The following is a 20,450-nucleotide window of genomic DNA, read 5'->3' as shown; positions in this document are numbered from 1 at the left end:
GGGGCCTCCACCGCGGGCTTTGGGGCCACGGGCTCCGGGGCAACGGCAGCCGGCTCGGGCACCGGCGCGGGGGCCCGGGGCACGTTGACGCGGCGCGGCGCTTCGGTTGGTTTATAAGTATTGGCGGCCATGCGGTGGCGGAAAGGCGAAAGGGTAAGGCGGCCCGCTGGGCAACGCCCTGCAACAGCCACCTGTTAAACTCAACTTACTGACTAAAAATTGTTTACGCTAAAAAAAGCTCCTCCCAACAACGCGACTGCTACTACTCAATTCCGCACCGCAACCCGCAATTTAGCACTGCGGGCGCGGCTGTTCAGGGCCACTTCCTCGGCCGATGCCTCTTCGGGGCGGCGGTTGAGAGCGGTAAACGGCTTGGTTTCGTGGCCAAAAAAGTCCTTTTCTACCTCCCCAAAAAACTTCCCCTTGCCGATAAAATTCTTGGCCAGCCGGTCTTCCAGCGAGTGGTAGCTGAGCACCACCAGCCGGCCGCCGGGGCGTAGCACGTCGGCCGTTTGCAACAGCATTTCCTGCAAAGCGTCCATCTCCTGGTTCACCTCGATGCGCAGAGCCTGGAAAACCTGGGCCAAATACTTATTCTCCTTGCCGCGCGGCATCACGCTCTGGATGGCCGTTTTCAGCTCCTGGATGGTGGCCAGCGGGCAGCCGCGGCGGGCCTGCGCCACGGTGGCAGCGAGGGTGCGGGCGTTGGTTACTTCGCCGTACATGCCGAAAATGCGGTGCAGGTCGGCCTCCTTGTAGTCGTTGAGTACGTCGGCGGCCGTGGGGCCCCCGTCGGTGTCCATGCGCATGTCCAGGGGCCCGTCGAAGCGGGTCGAGAAGCCCCGCTCCGGCGTGTCGAACTGGTGCGAGCTCACGCCCAAGTCGGCCAGCAGGCCGTCCACGGGCAGGGCGTCGCGGCGGCGCAGCTCGGCGGCCAGGTCGCGGAAATTGGCCCGCACGAAGGTGAACTGCGGCCGGGCCAGCCGGGCGGCTTCGGCCTCGGCGTCCGCGTCTTGGTCGAAGCTGTAGAGGTGGCCGGTGGTAAGGCGCTCCAGCAGGCGCGCCGAGTGGCCGCCGCCCCCAAACGTCACGTCCACGTAGCGGCCGCCGGGCTGCACGTCGAGCCCGGCCAGGCATTCGGCCAGCAGCACGGGGCGGTGGTAGGCGGTATCGTTGGGGCGCGGTTCCATCATTAAAAGGCCAGGGTGTGGTCGGCGGCCAAAAACTTCTGGGCCTGCTGGCTAAAGGTCTGTTGGTCTTTGATTAAGAACTCCTCGTAGCGGGCCGGGTCCCAGATTTCGCAGCGGTTGCCCAGGCCCACCACAATGGCTTCCTTCTCGATGCCGGCGTAGCGCAGCATGGTGCGCGGCAGCATAAAGCGGCTGATGCTGTCGAGCTCCACCTCCGTCATGCCCCGGAAAAAGTTGCGCTGGAACTGCCGGTATTCCTCGTTGAACTCGTCGAGGGCCATCACTTTGTCGTGGATAACGCGCCAGGCGGCCCGGGGGTACAAAACGAGGCAGGGCTCGAAGCCGCGCACGAGCACCAGCTGGTTGCCCGACTCGTCGGGGAGGTTGCCCTTGACCTTGGCCGGGAGCACGAGCCGCCCCTTGGGGTCGAGCTTGCATTCGTATTCGCCGGAGAGCAGGTGCATGGCGGGGCCAGGGAAAAGGGAGGGAAGTAAGCAAAAGTACGGGCCTCTTTTTGAATATCAACCACGATTTACCATTATTTACCACGATCCAGAACCCGTTTCTGGGGCCCCAAGGCACATTCGGTTAACGCGGTACCGGTATTTGCCAAAATGGCAGCTACTTTCGGGCCCACCCTAACCGTTCTACCCGTGCGCTTTTTCTCCTGGCGTCTCCCCGCCCTTTCGTTGGCCGCCGGCGCGGCCCTGCTACTCCACGGCCCAACGGCCGGGGCCCAAGGCCGGCCCAAACCAGGGGCCCCGGTGCCCATTTTATTTGTCGGCAACAGCTTCACCCACGGGGCCCACCTGCCGGTGCAGCAGTACAACGCGGCCGCCGTAACCGACGAAAACTACGGGCAGCCCAAGGGCACGCCCCGCCAGGGCAACCCGCCCGAGCTGGGGCCCTGGGGCGGCATCCCGGGCATTTTCAAAAAGCTGGCCGACGAGGCAGGGCTGAGCTACGACGTGCATTCGGAAACCCTGAGCGGGCAAACCCTCAAGTTTCATTTTGACAACGCCTTGGGCGTCATCAACCAGCCGCGCTGGCAGGCAGTGGTGTTGCAGGAGTACAGCACCGGGCCCCTGCCGGAGCGGCGCAGCGGCCGGCGGGCCGAATTCTACGACTACGGCACCCGGCTTGAGCAGGCCGTGCACCAAGCCAGCCCCGCCGCGAAGCTGTACCTGTACGAAACCTGGGCCCGCGCCGACCTCTCCTACCCGCCTGACAAGCCGTACTCGGGTCAGCCCGTGGACTCGATGACGGCCGACTTGCACGCCGGCTACTACGGCTTGGCCAAAGCCAACGGCCACTTCGCGGGCGTTGCCCCGGCGGGCGATGCTTGGCTGCGGGCCATCCAAACCGGCGTGGCGATGCCCAACCCCTACGCGCCCGCCGCGGGCAAACTTGACCTCTGGACCGACGACCACTACCACCCCAGCCCGCAGGGGGCCTACCTGAACGCCTGCGTGCTGCTGGCCACCATCACCGGCTACGACCCGCGTGCCCTGGGGCCCCAGGAGCAGGCCGCGGCCGACTTGGGCATTGCCCCACCCGACGCGGTAGCCCTACAACGCCTGGCCTACGAGCAGGTGCAAGCCGCCCCACCGGCCGAGGCCATGCCCCACCGCGGCAAGCTAAAAACCAAGCACAAGCGCGCCAAGGCTGCCTCAGTACGCTAAGCGCCGCGGCAAAAGTTGTGCACGCGGCGGGGCCGAATTGTGTGCGCCGCTTGGCCCCACAAGGCCGTACCCTTGCAGCGTGAAACCCCGCTCCCTCACTCACCGAATCGTCAGCCTATGGCTGGCCGTGCTGGTGCTCACCGCCTCGGTGGGCCTCACGGTGGAACCTGCCGGTTCAGCGGGCGCAGCCGGGCCAGCCTGGCGCTGCTGGGGCCCGCGCCGCGCGGGTGCTACGGGGTCACTGCGCCGCCGCGTGTCAAGGACGACTGCTGCGATTTCAGCAGCCACTTGCACAAGCTGACGGCGCCGGCCCACGCGCGCACCTTCGAGAAAGTGCCAGTGCCGGGGCCCCTGCTGGCGGCGTGGCTGCTGGGTGCAGTATGGCCACAGCGGCTGGTTTCGGGGGCGGCGGTAAGCGCAGCCGGGCCGCGCTGGTTTGCGGCCGGTGCCTCGCCCCCGCCGCCGGGCGGGCGGGCCTTGCTGCACTGGGTGGGCAAACTGGTGGTTTAGGTTTTTTCGAAGGAGGTGACCACTGGTGCAGCAGGCGTGGGCTAGGCGCTATTAGCAGGGCCCTATTCTTCGAAACACCTTAACTTACAGCTGTTATGAAATCCTTGCGCGGGCTTAGCCCGCTGCTTACGAGTGGCTTGCTGCTGGCATTGGGGGCCCCTACCCCGGGCCGGGCGCAGGCCGTGCCCGGCCCAGTGCGGGGCGAAGTCACGGAGCGTACCACGCCGCGCCCTTGCCCGGCGCGCTGCTCCGCTGGCTGGCCGACGCGCCCGCCGCGGCCCGATAATTTCCCCACGACCACGGCCGATGCGGCCAGCCACTTTGTGCTGGCCCGCCCGGCCCGCGCCGCTGGCCGCCTGTTGCAACCTGGCCGAGAGTTTCGAAACCAACGCCGCCGTGGAGGTCACGACCTCCGACGCCGTGTCGGGGGCCAAGCAGATCCAGCTGCTGGGGCTCAACGGGGCGTACTCGCTGCTGACCGTGGACAACCAGCTGGCCTTGCGCGGGCTGGCCACGCCCTACCGCCTCGGCTACTTGGCGAGGCCCTGGATCGAGAACATCGAAATCATCAAGGGCACGGGCTCGGTGGTGAACGGCTACGAGGCCATTTCGGTCCAAATCAACATCAAGCTAAAGGAGCCCGAAAAAACCGATCAGCTGCTGTTTAACGCCTACGCCAACGACCTGGGCAAGTTCGACGTCAACCTCAACACCTCGGCGCGCCTCAACCCGAAGTGGAGCACCACCCTCCTGTTGCACACCGACCACCTGGGCCGGCGCGTGGACCGCAACGGCGACGGCTTTCTGGACCTGCCGCTGGCCACGCAGTTCAACGCTGTGAACAAGTGGAAGTACATTTCCGGCCACGGCTTCGTGACGGAAGTGGGCCTGGGGGCCCTGCACGAAGACCAGCAGGGCGGCCAGCTGGGCTTCCGGCCCGACGCGCCCGACGCCTACGGCCAGGCCTACGGCACCACCAAAACCACCCGTCGCTACACGGCCTTCACCAAAACCTCGTACACCTGGCCCACCCGCCCGTTCCAGAGCCTGGGCCTGCTGATGAATGGCACGAGCCACGACTTCAACTCGACCTACTCTTTTAGCGACGTGACGGGGCCCCGGCGCTACGACGGCACCCAGCGCACGGGCCAGGCTACGTTGCTGTTCCAGAGCATCATCGGGAGTACCACGCATGGCTACCGGGCGGGGCTGAGCTTTCTGTACGACAACTACCGCGAGTTTTTAGGCACCAGCCAGGCCATTAGCACCGAAACTCCGGTTGAAACCTATGGCCGTGAGCACCATACCCGCCGCGAGATAGTGCCCGGGGCCTTCGCCGAGTACACGTACCAGAACAGCCGCAACCTGACCGTGGTGGCGGGCCTGCGCGCCGACCACCACAACCTCTACGGCTGGCAAGTGACGCAGCGCTTCAACCTGAAGTACGACGCCACCCAAAACTCCATTTTCCGGCTCTCGGCGGGCCGCGGCTGGCGCGTGGCCAACCCCATTGCCGACAACGCCTACCTGCTGGCCAGCGCCCGCACCTTCATCATCGGCAACGGCCTGCGCCCCGAAACGACCTGGAACATGGGCGGCAGCTTTACGCAGTATTTTGAGCTGTGGGGTCGCCAGGCCACCTTCGTGGCCGACTACTACAACACCACGTTCGGCAACCAGGTAGTGGCCGACATGTACACCGCGCCCCAGCCCGTACTCATCAATAATTTGGGGCCCGGCAGCCGCTCCTTCGCCCGCAGTGTACAGGCCGAGCTGCAAGTCGAGCCGGTAAGGGGCTTGCAGGTGAAGGGCGCGTACAAGTACCTCGACGTGCGCACCACCTACGGCGCCGAACTACTGCCCAAGCCCCTCCCCCCCCAGCCACCGCGCCTTCCTGAACCTGGGATACGCCTCGGCCTTCGATAAGTGGCGGGCCGATTTTACGGTGCAGTGGTTTGGCCAGCGGCCCTTGGCCCACCTCGGCAACGACGCTGCCCACCAGCACGCCGCCGGCCAACCGGCCGTGCACTACGCCCCGCGCTACGCCGCACTCAACACCCAAATCACCCGCGCCTTCAAGCGGCTGGAGGTGTACGCAGACGTCGAGAACCTCACCAACTACCGCCAGCCCAACCCCATCGAAAGCGCCGCCTTCCCGTTCAGCCCCACCTTCGACGCCGCCATGGTGTGGGGCCCCGCGTACGGCCGCCTCACCTACGTTGGCCTGCGCTACTGCATCGAGTAACCAATTGGTTATCAGTCCACAAGGCGTTCATGCTGAACAAAGTGAAGCGTCTCTACTGCGCAAGTAGACCCATCGATTCAGCGAAGCGATAGAGATGCTTCACTTCATTCAGCATGACGGCCTAACTGATTAAAACACGGCTCTTTTCGCACTATTTCCCCCAATAATTTCTTTTCATTTTATGAAAGCTCTTTCGATTTTCCTCTTCGCCGCCTTCAGCGCGGCTAGCTTCAGCGCCCAGGCCCAAACTGCTCCTGCCGCCACTAAAGCCGTAGCCGGCACCGAAACGGTTAAGTTCAAAACCTCGGCCGTGTGCGACATGTGCAAGGCGCGCATTGAGAAAAGCATGGCCTACGAAAAGGGCGTGCAAAGCGCTACCCTCGACGTGCCCACCAAGGTGCTCACGGTGAACTACCGCCCCGAAAAAACCAATACCGCCGCCCTGCGCGCCGCCGTGCAAAAAACCGGCTACGACGCCGACGAGCAAACCGCCGACGCCCGCGCCTACAGCCGCCTGCCCGAGTGCTGCAAGAAAACTGCCCCCGCCCACCAACAGGCTGAACCGCAGATTAAGCAGATTTAACGGATAAGAACGGATTGTTGGGGCTTTAAGAGACTCAACACCAATTAAAAAAGGCCACTCAATGAGTGGCCTTTTTTCGTGCAAATAGCTTGCTTCTTGAATCCGTTCTTATCCGTTAAATCTGCTTAATCTGCGGTTCAGACCTTAGTTTTCCACAGCCGCCACCAGGGCAGGTAAGGCTGGTCGTGGTGCTCGTAGTGGTAGCCAAAGAAGTAGCAGGTAACGAAGGCCCAGGCGTGGTGCCGCAACTGGCTGCGCGACTTGTGCTGGTTGTCGGGCGCGTGCTCGCCGCGGTGCGGCAAGTAGGTACCGAAGAAGAACAGTTGCAGGGTGGCCAGCACCGCCGGTACCATCCAAAAGGCGATGACGTTGGCCTGCGGGAAGTACAGCTTCAGCACGTTGTAGGTCACGGCCATCAGCAACACCTGCCACCAGGTCACGTAGTTCCAGGCGAAGCGGGCCAGCCAGGGCAGAAAACCGGCGTGGTCTTCGGGGTGGAAATCGGGGTCTTCTTGCGTGCCCACGTGGCGGTGGTGGTCGTGGTGCTTGGGCAGCTGGTTCGGAAACCAGTTGTAGGCAAACAGCACCGTGGCCGCCGTGCCGATGGCGTTGTTGAGGCGCTTGTTGGGGCTCACTACGCCGTGCATGGCGTCGTGCGCCGTAATAAACAGGCCGGTGTAGAGGTGCGTTTGGAGCAGCACCAGCAAGTAGGGCCCCGGCGCGTGCCAGTTGGGCCGGTAGCCGGCCAGCAGCCAGGCCAGCAGCCCGCCCCAGGCGGCCATAAGCAGCAGGGCCACCGCCACGCCCTTGCCGGCCAGCGGCGCGGGAGCCACGCGGCGGGCCGGTGCGGAAGGGGCAGTGGATACGCTCATCAATGTTAACTTATTGTTTTACAGGCCTAAAAGCGACTCGCGTACCTGCTCCATCAGCCACATAGGCGTGCTGGTAGCCCCGCAGATGCCCACCGACTGCCCGGCCGGAACCAGGTGCGGTCAATGTCATCGACGTTGGAAATGAAGTGCGTATCCGGATTCGTGTCCTTGCAGACCTGGTAGAGCACCTTGCCGTTGGAGCTTTTGGTGCCCGATACGAAAGCAATCTGGTCGAACTGCGCGGCGAAACGGCGCAAATCCTTGTCGCGGTTGCTCACCTGCCGGCAAATGGTGTCGTTGGCGTTCACCTGGTAGCCCCGGCTTTCCAGCTCGTTCTTAATGTTGTAGAAGCTCGCGGTGCTCTTGGTGGTTTGGCTGTAAAGCGTCAGCGCCGCGGGCAACTCGTGGGTCATTAGCTCGGCCAGGCTCTCAAATACCACGGCTTCGCCACCGGTTTGGCCCAGCAGGCCCAGCACTTCGGCATGGCCGTGCTTGCCGTAAATGAAAATTTGCTCGCGCTTGTCGAAGCTGGTTTTGATGCGGTTTTGCAGCTTCAGCACCACCGGGCAACTGGCATCAATCAGCGTCAGGTTGTTCTCCAGGGCCAGTTTGTAGGTACTAGGTGGCTCGCCGTGGGCCCGAATGAGCACGGCCTCATCACGCAGCTCGGCCAGCCGCTCGTGGCAAATGATGCGCAGGCCGCGCTGTTGCAAGCGGTGCACTTCCTCATCGTTGTGCACAATGTCGCCGAGGCAGTACAAGTAACCTTGCTCATCGAGCAGGTCTTCGGCCATTTGAATGGCATAAATGACCCCAAAGCAGAAGCCGGAGTTAGGGTCGATGCGAACACTGAGCGACAAAGGCGGCATAGTGGCAGGATAACCGGAAAAACCGGCGTAAGGTTGCGGCTACAGTTTTCCGAAGACCCGGCGGCCCTCAAAATCCTGGATTACCTGGGCTTCCACCGGGCTGTCTTTTACCACCGCGTTGTCGCGCCAAAATTCGGGGTGGTAGCGGCGCTTCTTGATTTCCGCCAAGTCCTGCACGTCCTGGGCCGTGGCGCGGTACCGCTGGCCAGGCGTCGGCGGCCCGTATTCGTAAAGGAAGAACTGGGAGGTTATCGTCGTTTCCGACGGCACGCCTTTCATCGTCATCTGGATGGTGGCTACCGCTTGCGTGCTGGCCAACCGGCTGAGCGAGTCGCACAGGGCCCCAAAGTTGGTAGTAACGCGCAACGTACAAGGCCCCATCTGGATGGCGGGGTTGTTGGAAGTGAACATGCCGGCCGTGGGCAGCTCGCGCTCCAAGCGGAACAGCGCCGCCGTGCGCGGGTCGATGTAGAGGGTGCCGCTGGCCACTGGGTCGCCGGCCACCCGGGGCCCAAAGTCCACCACGGCCAGTTCGCGGCCTTGGTCGCGCAGGGTTTGGCGCAGCACGAACCGGAAGCGCTCCGCGGCGTTGGGCCCCAGGGGCACCGCCGTGCGGCTGGCCCCGCCAGTCAGCACGAAAACGGGCATCGCCCGCGTGTAGATGGAGAAGTTGTTCATACCCATAATGCCCGGCACAAAGGCATAGCGCGCTTCGCCCAGCACCCAGCTGGGCATGTCGCGCGGCGTGAGCTGCACGTCGTAAAACGCATCGAAGAACTCGCGGTAGCGGCCGTTCTCGCGGGTTTTCTGGCGGTAAAAGCCCCGGCCGTACTGCACGTCGGCCTGGTGGCGCAGCAGCTTGGCGTAGCAGCGGGCCACCAGCGCTTCGGCCTCGGCGTTGGCATGCACCGTCACTTCGGGCAGCTCCACGGCGCTGGCCTTGAGCACAATGGCCGCCGGCAGGGGCCCCGCCTGCGTGGCTAGGGCCCCGGTGCGCTCGTAGCCAATGCTCAGCACCGTGAGCGGCTGCGGCAGCGCCGGCACCCGCAGGCCAAACTCGCCCACCTCGTTGGTAGCGGTGCCGGTGTGGCCGTCGGCCAGGGCCACGCTGGCATAGGGCACGGGCTGGCCTTTTTCGTCCACCACCCGGCCCGTTACCAGCACCTGGGCGGCGGCGGGGCCGTGGGCGCATAGCACAAGCAGGGCCCCCAGCAAACAGTAGAAGTAGCGCATGGCCGCAAGGTAGGCCCGGCCACGCCAAGCCCGGTACCACCCACCCAGGAGCACAAAAAAGGGCCTTCCACCACTGTGGAAGACCCTTTTTAATACAGCTAAGCGGTACTTAGTACTTCACCACGCGGCTGCGCACTTGCTGGCCGCCCACGTTGAGGAGGTAGGTGCCCACGGGCAGGGCCCCCAGGTCAATCTCGCCCGAAGCGGGCAGGCTCAGTTCCTGCACCACGCGGCCCATCAGGTCGCTGATGCGCACGCGGGGGGCGCTGGCGGCCAGGGCGGCGGGCAGGGTGATAGTCACCTTACCAGCCGTTGGGTTCGGGTAGATGCTGATGTCCACCAAACCATCGCTCTGCACCGACACCACGGGCGAGTAGGCCACCTTGCCGTCGTTGTCGATTTGCTTGAGGCGGTAGTAGCTCAGGCCCGGCAGCGGCTGGCGGTCCACGGCGTCGTAGGTGGTGCGGGCGCTGGTGTTGCCCTGGGCCGCCTTGGTCAGCACGGTCGTAAACGTCTGGCCGTTCGAGCTGCGCTGCACGTCGAAGCTGCGGCTGTTCTTCTCGCTGGCCGTCACCCAGTTCAGGTTCACCTGCTTGTTGCGGAGCTGCGCCGTGAACGACACCAGTTCTACCGGCAGCGGCGCCAAGGGCTGGTTGCTGGGCACCAAGTAGTTTTCAGCATTCAGCGTCCCATCGTTGTTAAATTCAAATGCGTAAACATAGTACTTAGTATTAGGGTCCAAGTTGGTTATTGTAAATCTGTCTGATGCCCCGCTGAATACCACATAAGTGTTGGTAGCTGCCTCAATAGCCGTGCCCGTACCGAATATATAAGCCCCATTGGCATCAGTTTCGCCAGGGTTGAAGTTTTGCTTGTCTAGCGGAAACAAACTAACTGGAAACAATTCATACGATGGGGTAACAATGACCAAGCGGTTTTGGCCATAAGCAGCTCCGGGCTGCGGGTTATCCAACTTAAATTGAACAATAGCATTCGTACTGCCCGGGTCCCGAAAAATAATGGCCGTTGATTGCTGCGACGGCTCAGTGGCAATGGCAAACCCCGAGACTTTTCCGTTGCCGCTAGCCAGCTTGAAGTAATTACCGTTGCTAAAGCTGGGGTTCTTGAACTCCATTTCCTGGGACGCGTTGCCTACCCGCACCGGGTGGAAGCGCACTAGCAAGTCTTGGGTGAAGTTGCCAGTCGTTGCGTTCGGGGTTACCGTGGCCGTTTTCGTATAAGTCGCGCCATTATCGAGCGAAAACTCGAACTGCGGTGTTCCCAGTGGGTTAAGGCCTGGATTAGATAAGTCGTTGGGAAAGCGAAAATCTACGGTACCTCCCAGCAAGAAGCCTTCCAGGCGTAGTGGTTTGGAAGCCGTTGTAGTACCTACTACTACATTGCTAGGAAAGGCTTGGAGCACATCGCTTAAGCGGAGCGTTGGTTCGCTGATGCCCGTCACCGACACGTCGCCGTTGGGAGCAGGTGCGCTCGAACTACGAATAATTGCGGTTACTGTCAAGGCGTTATTGCCTGGAATGAAGCGCGTATAAACCGTTTGCTGCGGTACGTTGCCGTTTGCGTCGCGGGCAAAAGTCAGCGAGGAGACAAAGTTGATATTGTCGGCTGAAATTTGAAAGTACCCCGCTTCAGGACCGCTGGGGGCCACCGTCAGGTCTTGCAGTAGGTTGGTACCCGCCACGCGAAATGCTTGCGAAGCTGATATCGTATTAGGCCGGGTCGCAAATGTGAAGCTGTTATTGTCAAGGTTGACGACTGAAATATCGGAAATACGGCCACTAGTGTTGGTCGCCGTGACGGCAACTGACGACGTAGCGGTAGTACCGCTAACCAGGCTAATTACTTCTGTGTAGTTGCCCGTCGGCACGGCCGGCACTAGTTTTACTTCGATGGTTTGCGTGGCTACTGAACCGCTGGTGCTAACCAGCGTGAGAGGATTGCTCGAAAAGGAGCCGCCGGCCGTTGCATTACGGAACTGAATGGTGGGCTTACTTGGCGTGAGTACAATGTTGTCATCGAGGTTCGTACCGCTCACTTCAAAGCTTTGCGTACCGGGGCTGCCGCTGTTGGTAACGGTCCCAAAGTTGATGGCCCCCGGAGTCACGTTAATGACTGCAGTAGTTGGAGCAGCCGTACCGGTGCCGCTTACTGCCACACTCTGGGTAACGGAAGCATTGCCGTCGGGGGTAGCCACGGCCACAGCAGCATTGTATGTTTGCTCGACAGTAGGCGTGAAGCGCACATTAATCGACGTGCTTGCCAGAGTGCCATTGGTTGGCGTCAGTACAATGGGGGCCGTAGAAAATGCATTAGACCCCGTACGGATACGAAACCCGGTAGGAGGCGTAACGGTCACGTTGCCCTGCAGATCTTGACCACTGACGGTGAAAGAGTAGGTATCAACGCTAGTGTTGCCTACCACTACTGAGCCAAAATCAGTCAGTGTAGTGGGCGATACACTCAATGTAGGTGTGGGCAATATCCCCGTACCCGAAACGCCCACTGTTTTGTTGGTAGCACCAGTGCTAGCAAGAGTAACGTTCGCAACGTAGTTCTGTGCCACTGTGGGCTTGAACGCTACGTTTACTGTTTTATTAGTAACCGAGCCGCTGGTAGGCGTAAATGATACTGAGGCCCCATAGGCTCCGGCTCCGGTGCTTACAAGAAAGCCTGCTGGGGCCGTCACAACAATAGGTGCGGTGAGTGATGTACCGTTTACCGTCACCGTCATCGCACTTGATTGTGTATTAACAACTTGATTACCAAAACTCAACGATGCAGGATTTACTGTAATAGTTGGGGTGCCAGCTGTGGCTGTACCCGTTAAAGTAATCGCAGGCGAAGTATTTGATATCGGATCTCCGCTTGCATCTGTTGTAGGACCAGGGAAAGGACGACTTGTGCTACCAGCCGCCGTAGGTTTAAAACGCAGGTAAATTATCGTATTGGAAATTGTGCCTGTCCCATCCGGTGTAAACACGAGGGAGGTATAACCAAACGTTACGTTATCGTAGCTGCCTTCAAATCTGGGGGGAATAGTAAACGTGATGTCGTCGGCCAAACCGGTGCCACTCACAGTGTAGTCTTTAGAAGCCGACACAGTGCCCGCCGCTACCGTACCAAAATCCTGGGGGTCGGGTGTATTGGATGTGAGCGTGTAAGTTTGGGCAAAGCCCAGTCCGGGCAAGGCCAGTAGCAAGCAGAGGCAGAGCCACCGCAGCCAGTTTGTTGATAATGAGTAGAAATGTTTCATTGTGGTATGGAATAGTGTGTCGGGCAAATTAGGTGGGCAGTGAATTAATGATTAAGGATTTAATTGAACTTTTAGAAGAATTCAACATAGGCAAATAAGTGATTTATGATCAGGCTAAGATAATATTGCATTATTTTATACAGAATTAATAAAAATATCTAATTGCATTGCATAAGGCAGGTATTTCAATGGACGAAGTTATACTAATCCAAGCGAACCCCCATTACTGATGATTCATATTTTTAGTTACCATCCAAACAATAGATATTGATTTTATTCAAAAAAATAAAGAATAAGTAAAATTATTATTATTATATTATTAGTTAACTTGTTTATTTACAAAGTTTTAATGTCAAAATTTTATTTCGCAAATCATAGATTATAAAATTTATGTGAGGCTATTTTTTTTAAGTTGAACAAAATTCCATTTAGCCATTCTGCAATTTTTCTGCACGATTTTTTTGCACTACACCTGGTTAAGCATCTTTGGTGCCAAATGCCGCAAACAGCAAAATGGGCCCCCGGCGGTCCCGCCCGCTAGGGGAGGAAACGCCGGAGGCCCACTGGTTGCCGGGGGCTGTTATTGCTAGGTTACGCTATTCTGGTATCTCGCCCAAGCGGGCGGCATCGGCGGTGCTCACGTGGCCGCGGGCCACCAAAAAGCTGCGCACCGTGCGGAACGATTCCGCATCGAAACCGGAACGGGGATGAGCCAGGGCTGAGCTGAGCAGAAAGGCCTTGTCTTCGTCGACGTGCGTGCTCAGGCCCAGAAAGGCCGGCAGGTTACTCTCTACCGAGAAGCGCAGGAAGCGGATTTCGGCGTTGTCGGGGGCCAGGGCCACGGCTTGGGCGAAAGTGCGGGCCGCGTCCTGCACGTAAGTGAGCTTATTGAACATGGACGCATCGCGGGCGCGGATGGCTTGAGCGGCGGCTTTGTAGCCCAACACCAGGGCATCCTGGTCGTGGTACTCGGCCAAGAGCTGGTAGAACTTTTCGCCGGCGGCTTTGTCAGCGGCGGCGAGTTCGTAGTGACGGCGCAGCAGCGCGGGTTCATAGAGAGAGGACATGGCAGAAGGATGCGCCGCTGGGCGCGCCACGGCCGCCACCGGGGCCAGGGCAAGCAGCGAAGAAATCAATAGGTAATGCATGGGGGCCCAAAGCTACTGCCCCGCCGCGGCCCACTCACAGGCGCGCCAGCCGGAAGCGGAAGTACGAGCCCAGCAGCAGCAGCAGCTTGGTGTTGGTGGGCACCCGCACCCGCTGGTGCAAAATGTGCGCCGCGGGCAGGTTTTTAATCTTATAGAAAAGCTTCAGGTAGTACACGTAGGCCAGGTACACGCCCAAGCGGGCCGGGCGCGGCAGCTGCTGGATACCGGCGTACCCAGCCTCAAAATCGGCCCGGATGTCGGCCTCTATTTCGCGCTTGGTGCCATCATCGAACTGGTGGTACACCACGCCGGGGAAATACACGCGGCCCCGGTCTTCGTAATCGGAGCGGATGTCGCGCAGGAAGTTTACCTTCTGAAACGCCGCGCCCAGCCGCCGCGCGGGGCTCCGCAGCCGCTCGAACATGGCCGGCTGCCCGTGGCAGAAAATGCGCAGGCACATGAGCCCCACCACTTCGGCCGAGCCGTAGATGTACTCGTTGTACAGGCCCGGGTGGTAGTTCTGGTCTTCCAAATCCAGGGCCATGCTGTGCAGGAATGCATCAATGAATTCCTGGTCGATGCCGTACTCGTGCACCACGGCCTGAAAAGCGTGCAGCACTGGGTTCAAGCTGAGGCCGGTGGTCAGGGCCTCGGCCGTTTGGCGCTGGAAATCGGCCAGCAGTGCCGCCCGGTCGTGGCCGTGGAAGGTATCCACGATTTCATCGGCCCAGCGCACAAAGCCATATACGGCGTACACCGGCGCGTGCAGGCGCTCATCAAGCGTGCGAATGCCCAGCGAAAATGACGTACTGTAGCGCTTGGTAATGAGCTTACTACAGGCAAGACTGGTATCGGTGAATAGTTTGACGTGGTCCATCTGACGAATTAAAAACTAAAAATTAAAAATCGAAACGGCTGGGCCGGGGGCCCCATAATCCGCGCCGTTCTTAATTTTTAATTGTCAATTTTTAATTTCTTTTAACACCTCCCCCGCCACTACCTGGCCCGAAATGAGTGAGGGCGGTACCCCGGGGCCCGGCACGGTGAGCTGGCCCGTAAAATACAAGTTACTCACCTTCTTGCTTTTAAGCGTGGGCTTGAGGATGGCGGTTTGCTTCAGGGTGTTGGCCAGGCCATAGGCGTTGCCCTTGTAGCTGTGGTAGTCGGCCTGGAAGTCGCGGTGGGCGTATCCTCGCTTGTACACCACCGCGTCGCGGATGGGGTGGCCGCAGTGGCGCTCCAGGCGGTCCATCAACTGGTCGTAGTACCGCTCGCGGGTGGCCTCTGTATCGTCGAGGCCGGGGGCCACGGGGATGAGCAGGAACAGGTTTTCCTGGCCTTCGGGGGCCACCGTGGGGTCAGTTTTGCTGGGCACCGAGGCGTAGAACAGCGGCCGGCTGGGCCACTGCGGCTCGGCGTAAATCTCGCGGGCGTGCTGGTTCAGGTCCTCGTCGAAGAACAGGTTGTGGTGGCGCAGCTTGTCGAGCTTGCGGTTCACGCCCAAGTAAAACAGCAGCGACGACGGGGCCATGGTGCGGCCGTCCCAGTATTTCTCGTCGTAGTGGCGGTACTCGGGGGCCAGCACCTCCTGTTCGATGTGGTGGTAATCGGCCCCAGCCACCACAGCGTCGGCCGCAAAAAAGCCCTGGGCGGTGCGTACCCCGGTACTGCGGCCCTGATCGACCACAATTTCCGTTACCTCCTGGTTGTAAAGGATTTCTACGCCCTGCTCCTCAGCCAGGCGCACCATGCCTTCCACTATTTTGTGCATGCCGCCCAGCGGATACCAGGTGCCCAGGGCCAGGTCGGCGTAGTTCATCAGCGAATACAGCGCCGGCGTGTTCTCCGATACGGCCCCCAGGAATAGGATTGGGAATTCGACCAGCTCCAGCAGCCGCGGGTCTTTAAAGAAGCGGCGCACGTGCTTGTGCATGCTCTGGAGCACGTCCATGCGCAGCATGTCCACGAGCAGGCGCGGGTCGGCAAACTCCAGCACCGAGCGGCTGGGCGCGTACACGAGTCGGTTGATGCCCACCTCGTATTTATAGGCAGCCTGCTTGAGAAACTCGTCGAGGCGGGCCGCGCTACCGGGCTCGTAGTGCTCGAATAGTGCCCGCAACTCGCTCATTTTCGCGGGAATATCCACCGCTTCGGGCCCCTTGAAAATAACCTGGTACGAAGGATCGAGCCGGATCAGCTCGTAGTAATCGGATACTTTTTTGCCGAAGCGGGCGAAGTATTTCTCGAACACATCGGGCATCCAGTACCAGCTGGGGCCCATGTCGAAGGTGAAGCCCTGGGCCCGGAACACGCGGGCGCGGCCCCCGGGGCCCTCATTTTTTTCGAGCAGCGTGACGCGCCAGCCGGCCTGGGCCAGGGTGCTGGCGGCAGCCAGGCCAGCAAAGCCGGCCCCGATGACGACGGCGTGGTGAGGAGCAGTGGGAATGGGCAAAGCAGAGAATGAATTGGACCGGCAAGCTAGCAATGCCGCCGGGGAAGGGCTGCTTATAAAACAGCCGGCCCCGGCGCTGCTGATGCAACGCCGGGGCGGCGGATAGTTTTAAACAAAGGCAATTTTGTACTTAGTCCTCAGCGGCCTCGCTTACGTCGGCAGCGCTGGCGCCCACCGGGGCGTACACCTGCAAGGCAGCTTTCAGATCCTTGCGGGCAATGTGAATGCGGTTTTTGACAGTACCAATGGGGATTTGCAGCTTTTCAGCAATTTCTAGGTACTTATAGCCGATGTAGTACATCATGAACGGCGTGCGGTAGTCGGTGCCGAGGCTGGCAATGGCCTCGTTGATGTCGCGCACCACGAAATCGGACGTGGCGCCGTTGTGGGTGATGTAATTCTGGTCGGTGTTGAAATACTGGAAATACTCCGTCGAATCGATGTTGGAGCTGCGCTTGGTAATCTTGTTATAGTTATTGATGAAGGTGTTGCGCATGATGGTATACAACCACGCCTTCAAATTGGTACCCGCCTTGAATTTATCTTTATTCAAGAGGGCTTTAAGCAACGTTTCTTGCACGAGGTCCTTCGCGTCGTCAGCGTCGCGGGTGAGGTTCAGGGCCGCGGGCCGCAGGGTGAGGGAAATCCGCTGCACTTGCGAAGTGAATTCTAGCGAAGTCATAGAGCCTTGGTTTCGTGACGAGATAAATAACCAACGACTCAACCGAAAATCCGTCAGAAACGCAAGCCTTGGGGCCCGCTCTTCCAACCCGGCTGAGTTACGCTGCAAGTTACGGCAACTCGTTGGGCCACGGCTGAAATACGGGGTTTCCTAGTGTTAACTTTTTACAATTCAGTCATAAGCATTGCTTATATACTCACGGAAAAACTTACTAATCCGTTGGCTAGCAATGTAGCTACATTAGTCTACCGCTAGCAGCTTATTCACCCGCTGTCGCGGGGGCCCGGCGCTGCGACTGAGCCCGCGCCAAGCGCAGGTATTTGGGCGACACCCACAGCAAACCAAACTCAACTGAGCCATCGCGGCCGGTGGTTTTGTGGTGCATCTTGTGGGCCATATTCAGGGCCCGGAGGTAGGTATTTTGAGATTTTTTCCAGAACCGTAGCCGGCCGTGGATCAGCACGTCGTGCACGAAAAAGTACACGGTGCCGTAGGCCGCAATGCCCACACCCACCCAAAACCACCAGCGGCTGCCGTTGCCCCCGGTGATAAACAATGTCGCCGACAGGGCCCCGTAGATGACAAAAAACAGGTCGTTGCGCTCAACTGGGTGCGGGTGGCGCACGTGGTGCGAGCGGTGCAGCACCCACAGGGGCCCGTGCTGCACAAACTTGTGCATGAACCACGCCCAGAATTCCATGAAGGCGAAGGTGGCGAGGGTGATGGCGACGGCGAGCAAAGCGGGCATACGGGGCTAACCGGGCAAAGCGGCGGTTGGTTTTGGCAAAAGGCGCGGGGCCCTACCAGCTAATTTTTTCTTTGCTCAAAAACGCGCCGATGCCGCGGCGACAATCGTCGGAGCCGCGCAGTTCGGCGTTGCGCTGGGCGGCGTAGCGGAGGGCTTCTTCGAGGGCCATTTCGGGCAGGGCGGCCAGCATTTCCTTGGTTACCTCCATGCTCTGGCCCGAGTTTTCGCGGCACAGGCGCTGGGCGTAGGTGCGCACGGTGGCCGCTAGCTCGTGGGCCGGCACCAGGAAGTTGATGAGGCCAAGGTCGAGGGCTGTTTGGGCCGCCACCACGTCGCCGCTCAGCAGCAGCTGCTTGGTGCGGGCCTCCCCTATTTTGCGCAGCAGAAACACGCTGACGATGGCCGGCAAGAAGCCAATTTTCACTTCGGTGTAGCCAAACTTGGCCTCGGGCACGGCAAAGGTGATGTCGCAGATGGCGGCCAAGCCGCAGCCGCCGGCAATGGCGTGGCCCTGCACCTGCCCGATGACAACTTTTTTGAGCGTGTACACCTGGTGGAACAGCTGCATAAGGTGCGTGCTGTCGTCGAGGTTATCGGTGTAGCCGTAGCCTTGCAACTCTTGGATGTAGGCCAGATCGGCCCCGGCGCAGAATACGTCGCCCGCGGCGCGCAGCACCACCACCTTGCAGCTATCGTCGTTCTCGGCGTGCTCAAAGGCATGCTTTAGCTCGGCTACTACGTCGGCGTTCAGGGCGTTGCGCTTCTCGGGGCGGTTGAGGGTAATGTAGGCAATGCGGTCCTCGCAGGCGTAGGTGAGGTAGCGCAGGGCTTCGAGTTCGGGCGTAAGCAGGTGGTCCATGAGCGAGCGAGTGAAGCGTGGAGCGGGCCGAAGGGGCACCGGGGGAAAGACCCGGCCGGCCACCGAACGGTGGCATCCCGGTGGGTAAGTAACGCAAAAAACCGGCGATTGGTCGGCGCGCATCGCCCGGACCGGCCCGCCACTCGTCCAAACTGGCCCCGCGCCCGCCCAATCGGCGCCGGGGCCCGTCAACCGTCGGCGGGCTTCAGCGGCCCGGTGGGCGCAGCCGAAACGCGCCTTGGGCCGTCACGTCCCAGGTGCGGAAACCCTGGGCGCGCAGGGCCGAGTCGTGGCGGGCCACGTACCAGCTTTTGCACGACGAATCGAAAAACTACTTGCGCCTGCGGGCCAAAGGCAGCCGCCAGGGCCCCGGGCGTCACGCGGGCGTTGCGGCGCAACACCAGCACGTCGAGCGGCGTGGGGCGGGCCGCCGGGCCCAGGCAGCCGCTGACGAAGCCCAGGCGCAGGCCGCGCCAGTGGGCCAGCACCACGGGGCTGGTTTGCAGGTAAAACTTGGGGTTGGCGCTGTCGGCATCGGCGAGGCGGCGCGTGGGCACGGCGGCCCCGCGCCAGCCCACGCGGCAGGCCGGGGCCCTAGCGCCGCGCTGGATGAGGCCGGGTAGCAGGCGGTAGGTGCGCTCGGTTTCGGAGAGCGGCAGCGAGTCGGCGGCCACGAACTCAGCCGTGGGGCCCTGCCAGAAACCTACCACCGAGCGCCGCGGGATGCTGTACACCACAAACTCGTTGAGCGGGGCCCCGGCGCGGGCCTCGGCCACGCGGCTGCCGGCCAGGGCCACCGCCACGCTGGCCGCGGCACCCAGCCAGATAAGGCGGCGGGTGCGCTGCCAGACGAACCACGCGCCCAGCAGCCCAAACACGAGCACCGTTTGCCCAGCCGTGACGTGGATTTCGCGCACCAGGGCCCCCGGCAGCACCCGGCCAATCCAGCCGATGTACTCATTAAAGGCCCAAATCATTTGCTCAAATACCCAGGCCACGCCCTGCGGCAACAGGTCGAGGGCGGCATTGGCGGAAGCCGGGAGGATGAGGCCCAACAGCGCCAGCGCGCCCTTTAATAGCAGCAGCGCCAGGCCCACGTACACGGCCCCGCTGGAGATGGGCACCGCTACCAGGTTGGAAAACAGGAAGCTGAGCGGGAACTGGTGGAAGTAGTAGAGCCCCAGCGGGAACGTGGCCACCTGCGCGGCCAAACTCAGGGCGGTGGCCTGCCACACGGCCTCGGCGGCCCAGCCGGTGCCGCGCCAGGCGGCCTGCACGGGCTGGGGCTGCCAGGGGCGCTGGCGGCCCGCGAAGTACGCTTTGGCATCAAACCAGCGGGCGATGCGCGGCTGCAAATACACGATGCTCAGCACGGCCAGAAACGAGAGCTGGAATCCCACGTCGGCCACCAGAAAAGGGTCGTAGAGCAGCAGGCAAAAGGCGGCCACGGCCAGCGTGTTGATGATGCCTTCCTGCCGGCCGGCGGCGCGGCCCACAATTACGAAGGTGAACATGACCGCCGCTCGCAGCACCGAGGGCGAAAGGCCCGTCAGGAACGCGTAGGCCCAGATAACGGCCAGCCCCACCCCCGCCGACCAGTACCGAAAGCCGCGCGTTCGCCCGAAGCCCAGCCGCAACGCCCAGGTAAGGGCCGCGAAAAGCAGCCCCACTTGCAGCCCCGATACGGCCATGATGTGCGTGGTGCCGGTGGCGGCGTAGGCCTGCTTGGTGTCGGCGTCCACGTCGTCCTTAATGCCCAGCACCAGCGCCGAGGCCAGCGCGTACTCGCGCTTCGCCTTCACGTAGTGCTTGAACACGCCATCAATTTGCTTGGCAGCCCGCATGCTGATGGCCACCAGGTAGTTGGGCGGCGCCAGGCCCACCACCCGGTACTGGTCGGGGTGGATAAACTGCTGGTGGTACACCTGGTGGAAGGCCAGGTAGCGGCGGTAATCAAACTCGCCGGGGTTCAGGGGTCCCTTGCTGGCATCGGGGTGGCCGCGCACCAGCCACACCGCGCCGTAGCGCGGCGGGGCCCACCGCCGGCCCGCGGCACCGACACGCGGATGCCGCCGGTGGCGGTGCGCCAACGGCCGGCCACGC

The 20,450-nt window shown here is 61.3% G+C and carries 17 protein-coding genes and 1 pseudogene; 5 read left to right on the top strand and 13 right to left on the bottom strand.

Translation table 11 applies throughout. The features are described from left to right. Positions 1 to 266 precede the first annotated feature (266 nt). Together rsmH and mraZ are read right to left on the bottom strand one after the other, a co-directional pair. The gene (gene rsmH / locus BEN49_RS23650) at positions 267 to 1,193 is read right to left on the bottom strand and encodes a 16S rRNA (cytosine(1402)-N(4))-methyltransferase RsmH (protein WP_239692081.1); all 927 of its coding nucleotides are present in this window, start codon (positions 1,191 to 1,193) and stop codon (positions 267 to 269) included. Next, positions 1,193 to 1,654, bottom strand: a complete 462-nt coding sequence (mraZ, locus tag BEN49_RS23645) for a division/cell wall cluster transcriptional repressor MraZ (protein WP_070747226.1) — start codon at positions 1,652 to 1,654, stop codon at positions 1,193 to 1,195. The genes rsmH and mraZ overlap by 1 nt, the downstream gene beginning before the upstream one ends. 189 nt (positions 1,655 to 1,843) lie before the next feature. Between mraZ and BEN49_RS23640 the strand changes: the two genes are divergently transcribed. The 5 genes from BEN49_RS23640 (at position 1,844) to BEN49_RS23620 (ending at position 6,210) form a co-directional block, all read left to right on the top strand. Then, positions 1,844 to 2,872 carry an SGNH/GDSL hydrolase family protein gene (locus BEN49_RS23640; RefSeq protein ID WP_125917185.1) on the top strand — a complete coding sequence of 343 codons (1,029 nt, stop codon included), beginning with the start codon at positions 1,844 to 1,846 and terminating at the stop codon, positions 2,870 to 2,872. Positions 2,873 to 2,989: 117 nt separating this feature from the next. Next, positions 2,990 to 3,382 (top strand): hypothetical protein, encoded by a 393-nt coding sequence (locus tag BEN49_RS27335; RefSeq protein WP_125917183.1) that lies wholly within the window; start codon positions 2,990 to 2,992, stop codon positions 3,380 to 3,382. Positions 3,383 to 3,688: 306 nt separating this feature from the next. Then, positions 3,689 to 5,308, top strand: a complete 1,620-nt coding sequence (locus BEN49_RS23630) for a TonB-dependent receptor plug domain-containing protein (RefSeq protein ID WP_070747220.1) — start codon at positions 3,689 to 3,691, stop codon at positions 5,306 to 5,308. Positions 5,309 to 5,327: 19 nt separating this feature from the next. Further along, positions 5,328 to 5,627 carry a hypothetical protein gene (locus tag BEN49_RS23625; protein ID WP_070747218.1) on the top strand — a complete coding sequence of 100 codons (300 nt, stop codon included), beginning with the start codon at positions 5,328 to 5,330 and terminating at the stop codon, positions 5,625 to 5,627. Positions 5,628 to 5,808: 181 nt separating this feature from the next. Beyond that, entirely contained in the window at positions 5,809 to 6,210 is a 402-nt protein-coding gene (locus BEN49_RS23620; RefSeq protein ID WP_083326423.1) for a heavy-metal-associated domain-containing protein, read from the top strand. 137 nt (positions 6,211 to 6,347) lie between these two features. On the opposite strand, the gene BEN49_RS23615 is transcribed toward BEN49_RS23620, so the two are convergent. The 11 genes and pseudogenes from BEN49_RS23615 to BEN49_RS23565 form a co-directional block, all read right to left on the bottom strand. Next, the gene (locus tag BEN49_RS23615; protein ID WP_083326422.1) at positions 6,348 to 7,082 is read right to left on the bottom strand and encodes a fatty acid desaturase; all 735 of its coding nucleotides are present in this window, start codon (positions 7,080 to 7,082) and stop codon (positions 6,348 to 6,350) included. A gap of 18 nt (positions 7,083 to 7,100) precedes the next feature. Continuing rightward, positions 7,101 to 7,951: pseudogene (locus BEN49_RS23610) on the bottom strand (4-hydroxy-3-methylbut-2-enyl diphosphate reductase). Positions 7,952 to 7,990: 39 nt separating this feature from the next. Next, positions 7,991 to 9,184, bottom strand: a complete 1,194-nt coding sequence (locus tag BEN49_RS23605; protein ID WP_070747216.1) for a carboxypeptidase-like regulatory domain-containing protein — start codon at positions 9,182 to 9,184, stop codon at positions 7,991 to 7,993. A gap of 109 nt (positions 9,185 to 9,293) precedes the next feature. Next, on the bottom strand, positions 9,294 to 12,458 hold the full coding sequence (locus tag BEN49_RS26160; RefSeq protein WP_083326421.1) for a choice-of-anchor D domain-containing protein: 3,165 nt from the start codon (positions 12,456 to 12,458) through the stop codon (positions 9,294 to 9,296). 596 nt (positions 12,459 to 13,054) lie between these two features. Next, a complete protein-coding gene (locus BEN49_RS23595; RefSeq protein ID WP_070747212.1) occupies positions 13,055 to 13,606 on the bottom strand; it encodes a hypothetical protein in 552 nt (183 codons plus the stop codon). A 34-nt stretch (positions 13,607 to 13,640) separates the two neighbouring features. Continuing rightward, complete coding sequence (locus tag BEN49_RS23590) at positions 13,641 to 14,483, bottom strand: phytoene/squalene synthase family protein (RefSeq protein WP_070747210.1); 843 nt, start codon at positions 14,481 to 14,483, stop codon at positions 13,641 to 13,643. 84 nt (positions 14,484 to 14,567) lie between these two features. Next, positions 14,568 to 16,058, bottom strand: a complete 1,491-nt coding sequence (gene crtID / locus BEN49_RS23585; RefSeq protein WP_239692080.1) for a bifunctional phytoene desaturase/3,4-desaturase — start codon at positions 16,056 to 16,058, stop codon at positions 14,568 to 14,570. A 130-nt stretch (positions 16,059 to 16,188) separates the two neighbouring features. Further along, positions 16,189 to 16,740 (bottom strand): RNA polymerase sigma factor, encoded by a 552-nt coding sequence (locus BEN49_RS23580; protein ID WP_070747208.1) that lies wholly within the window; start codon positions 16,738 to 16,740, stop codon positions 16,189 to 16,191. A 259-nt stretch (positions 16,741 to 16,999) separates the two neighbouring features. Further along, positions 17,000 to 17,488 carry a sterol desaturase family protein gene (locus BEN49_RS23575; RefSeq protein ID WP_070747206.1) on the bottom strand — a complete coding sequence of 163 codons (489 nt, stop codon included), beginning with the start codon at positions 17,486 to 17,488 and terminating at the stop codon, positions 17,000 to 17,002. Between the two features lie 52 nt (positions 17,489 to 17,540). Then, positions 17,541 to 18,347, bottom strand: a complete 807-nt coding sequence (locus BEN49_RS23570; protein ID WP_070747203.1) for an enoyl-CoA hydratase/isomerase family protein — start codon at positions 18,345 to 18,347, stop codon at positions 17,541 to 17,543. Positions 18,348 to 18,535: 188 nt separating this feature from the next. Further along, positions 18,536 to 20,450: ComEC/Rec2 family competence protein (locus BEN49_RS23565; protein ID WP_141765712.1), on the bottom strand; the 1,915-nt coding region annotated here is incomplete at its 5' end.

It is taken from the genome of Hymenobacter coccineus (assembly GCF_001816125.1).
GTDB classification, from domain to species: domain Bacteria; phylum Bacteroidota; class Bacteroidia; order Cytophagales; family Hymenobacteraceae; genus Hymenobacter; species Hymenobacter coccineus.
Note: the sequence above shows the minus strand (reverse complement) of the source record. Positions and strands in the feature narration are given on the sequence as shown.

Excerpts from the sequence above, each read along its gene's own strand:
- rsmH (WP_239692081.1), bottom strand. The coding sequence starts at position 1,193 with ATGATGGAACCGCGCCCCAACGATACCGCCTACCACCGCCCCGTGCTG.
- mraZ (WP_070747226.1), bottom strand. The coding sequence starts at position 1,654 with ATGCACCTGCTCTCCGGCGAATACGAATGCAAGCTCGACCCCAAGGGG.
- BEN49_RS27335 (WP_125917183.1), top strand. The coding sequence starts at position 2,990 with ATGGCTGGCCGTGCTGGTGCTCACCGCCTCGGTGGGCCTCACGGTGGA.
- BEN49_RS23630 (WP_070747220.1), top strand. The coding sequence starts at position 3,689 with ATGCGGCCAGCCACTTTGTGCTGGCCCGCCCGGCCCGCGCCGCTGGCC.
- BEN49_RS23620 (WP_083326423.1), top strand. The coding sequence starts at position 5,809 with ATGAAAGCTCTTTCGATTTTCCTCTTCGCCGCCTTCAGCGCGGCTAGC.
- BEN49_RS23615 (WP_083326422.1), bottom strand. The coding sequence starts at position 7,082 with ATGAGCGTATCCACTGCCCCTTCCGCACCGGCCCGCCGCGTGGCTCCC.
- BEN49_RS23605 (WP_070747216.1), bottom strand. The coding sequence starts at position 9,184 with ATGCGCTACTTCTACTGTTTGCTGGGGGCCCTGCTTGTGCTATGCGCC.
- BEN49_RS26160 (WP_083326421.1), bottom strand. The coding sequence starts at position 12,458 with ATGAAACATTTCTACTCATTATCAACAAACTGGCTGCGGTGGCTCTGC.
- BEN49_RS23595 (WP_070747212.1), bottom strand. The coding sequence starts at position 13,606 with ATGCATTACCTATTGATTTCTTCGCTGCTTGCCCTGGCCCCGGTGGCG.
- BEN49_RS23590 (WP_070747210.1), bottom strand. The coding sequence starts at position 14,483 with ATGGACCACGTCAAACTATTCACCGATACCAGTCTTGCCTGTAGTAAG.
- BEN49_RS23580 (WP_070747208.1), bottom strand. The coding sequence starts at position 16,740 with ATGACTTCGCTAGAATTCACTTCGCAAGTGCAGCGGATTTCCCTCACC.
- BEN49_RS23575 (WP_070747206.1), bottom strand. The coding sequence starts at position 17,488 with ATGCCCGCTTTGCTCGCCGTCGCCATCACCCTCGCCACCTTCGCCTTC.
- BEN49_RS23570 (WP_070747203.1), bottom strand. The coding sequence starts at position 18,347 with ATGGACCACCTGCTTACGCCCGAACTCGAAGCCCTGCGCTACCTCACC.